Source organism: Porticoccus sp. (assembly GCF_041592135.1).
In the GTDB taxonomy this organism is placed as follows: Bacteria; Pseudomonadota; Gammaproteobacteria; order Pseudomonadales; family Porticoccaceae; genus Porticoccus.
Window position 1 is genome coordinate 1 of record NZ_JBFHQR010000206.1, and the last position, 2,419, is coordinate 2,419.

At 57.1% G+C, this 2,419-nt stretch carries 2 protein-coding genes and 1 tRNA gene; all 3 read right to left on the minus strand.

The annotated features are described in order from the left end of the window. On the minus strand, positions 1–1,052 hold a 1,052-nt coding region (locus ABY948_RS12110; RefSeq protein WP_461482791.1), incomplete at its 3' end, for a phospholipase D-like domain-containing protein. Between the two features lie 3 nt (positions 1,053–1,055). Next, on the minus strand, positions 1,056–1,901 hold the full coding sequence (locus ABY948_RS12115) for an ion transporter (protein WP_461482792.1): 846 nt from the start codon (positions 1,899–1,901) through the stop codon (positions 1,056–1,058). A 347-nt stretch (positions 1,902–2,248) separates the two neighbouring features. Beyond that, positions 2,249–2,325: transfer RNA gene (locus tag ABY948_RS12120), tRNA-Asp, on the minus strand. Positions 2,326–2,419: the final 94 nt, after the last annotated feature.

A 2,419-nucleotide genomic window follows, 5' to 3' on the forward strand; every position in this document is an offset into this window, starting at 1 on the left:
GGCACAAAATAGGGGCTGACAATCCACAGCCGCTCGCTGGCACTGTTGATGGCGTGGAGAAACATCAACTGACAGGATTCCATCGGATCCGCAGGCCCGGTCGGTAGGATCAGCACCCGCTGATCGCGATCGACGCCCACGGGATGCCAGTTCAATTCCGGCAGCTCACCGGTCGCCCAGTGCCAGTCCTCCAGGAAGGACAATTGCCCACCCTGCACGGCGGGTCCCTGCAGCTTGACATGGGTATCGCGCCAGGGGCTGAGACGGTGGTGGCGGCTGAGATAGTCATCGCCGATGTTGGCACCGCCGATAAAGGCCTCCCGGCCGTCCACGATCACTATTTTTCGATGGTTGCGGAAATTGATCTGGAAGCGACGACGGCGAAACCAGCGCCAGGTGCGAAACGACTCAATCCGGATCCCGGCTGCCCGGCACTGTTTCTGGAAGCGCCGGCTCAGCTTGAAGCTGCCAATGGCGTCGTAAAGAAAATACACCTGCACGCCCTGGCGCGCCTTGCTGGCCAGTCGCGTCAACAGTTCGCGCCCCAGCTGGTCGTCGCGGACAATGTAAAACTGCAGCAGGATATAGTGCTCGGCCCGTTCTATGGCGGCGAAGATTTCACGAAAAATGTGCTCGCCATTAATGAGCAGATCCACCCGGTTGCCGCGGGTAAAGGGCATCAGCGCCAACTGTTCCAGCAACTGGACACCGGGCGGCGTTTCGCCGGGCAGACTGAAATGCTGCGCCATTTCCGCCAGCATTTGCTGGGCGATACGCTGGATTTCCAGATCGCCCTTGCGGCGCGCCTCCACATAGCCATAAAAGCGCCGCTGACCAAAAAACAGATAAATCGGCACCACCAGAGGCGGCAGAAACACCAGCCCCAGCGACCAGGCTATGGCCCCCTGGGAAGTGCGTGATTTGAAAATGGCTTCCAGGGCAAAAATGATCCCGACAATTTCCATCAGGATATAGAGCAGCAGCCAGGATTGGCCCAGCAGCTGCCATCCCCCGGATAGCCACTGCGCCAGCATGGCGGGCAACTGGCTCACCGGCTAGCTATCCTTCCGGGGAGGAAAGCGATCCTCCAGGCTACCCAGGCTGGCACCGCACCATTTGCAGTGAATGGCGTCGCGGTCATGACCGGCCTTGACACAATTGGGACAGGGATAGAGCGATTTTTCCCGCTGAATTTCGTTGGCCAGTTCAGCCGTGATAATACCCGTCGGTATCGCAATGATGGAGTAACCGGTGAGCATGGCCAGAGTGGAGATAAATTGACCCGTTACCGTATGGGGTGCGATGTCTCCGTAGCCCACGGTGGTAATGGTCACGATGGTCCAGTAGATGCTGATGGGGATGCTACTGAAACCATTGTCTGGCCCCTCCACCACATACATCAGGCAGCCGAACAGGGTGCTGAGCACCAATACTGCTGAGAAGAACACCGCGATCTTGCGCCGCGCCTGGTAAAGCGAGCGAACCAGCACATCCGCCTCGGACATATAGCGCACCAGCTTCAGCACCCGGAAAATCCGCAGCACCCGAACCAGGCGAATGATCATCAGGTAATGGGCGCCACTGACCAGCAGTGCCAGATACGAGGGTATGATGGAAACCAGATCGATAATGCCGTAAAAGCTGAACAGGTATTTGCGCCGATTGGGGGAGCAGAAAATACGCAGCGCATACTCGACGGTAAACAACCCGGTAAAGAACCATTCAACGGCAAAAAAGCCCATGGCATAGCGACTGCTGAAGGCTTCCACGGTATTCAGAATCACCGCCAGCACACTGATCAGAATCGCGTAGATCAAGAACATGTCGAAGCGCTGGCCGGCCGGCGTGTCGGTGCCAAAAATGATGCGATAAAGTTCCTGGCGCAACTGCTGGTACTTCATGGTAGAGCGATCCCTTTTTTTGGTTTTGTCGAATTAGAGATGGCCGGAGATAGTGATCCATTAATCCTAATGGTTGCGCCCCGATTTAGATAGTCATCCCCACTTCCCCCTTGTTTCCGCCGGTGCATACCACAGGGCACAACAAGGTTTGAAAACCCGCTTTTTAATGTCGTGGCGGACCGGGCGGGACTGACTCGCGCCCTGTCGGCGCTCGGGGCAACACCCCGCCGTCGTTCCTCCGGCGCCCTGATTTGCTTTCGCAAATCGGTCGACCCGCTTCGCGGCTTCTCGTCCCGTCAAAAAAAGTGCAAAAAAAAGCCCCTGAAAACAGGGGCTTTTTAATGTAGTGGCGGACCGGACGGGACTCGAACCCGCGACCTCCGGCGTGACAGGCCGGCATTCTAACCAGCTGAACTACCGGTCCGCAAAACTTTCTAATAAATTGGTGGGTGGTACAGGGGTCGAACCTGTGACCTACGGCTTGTAAGGCCGTCGCTCTCCCAACTGAGCTAACCACC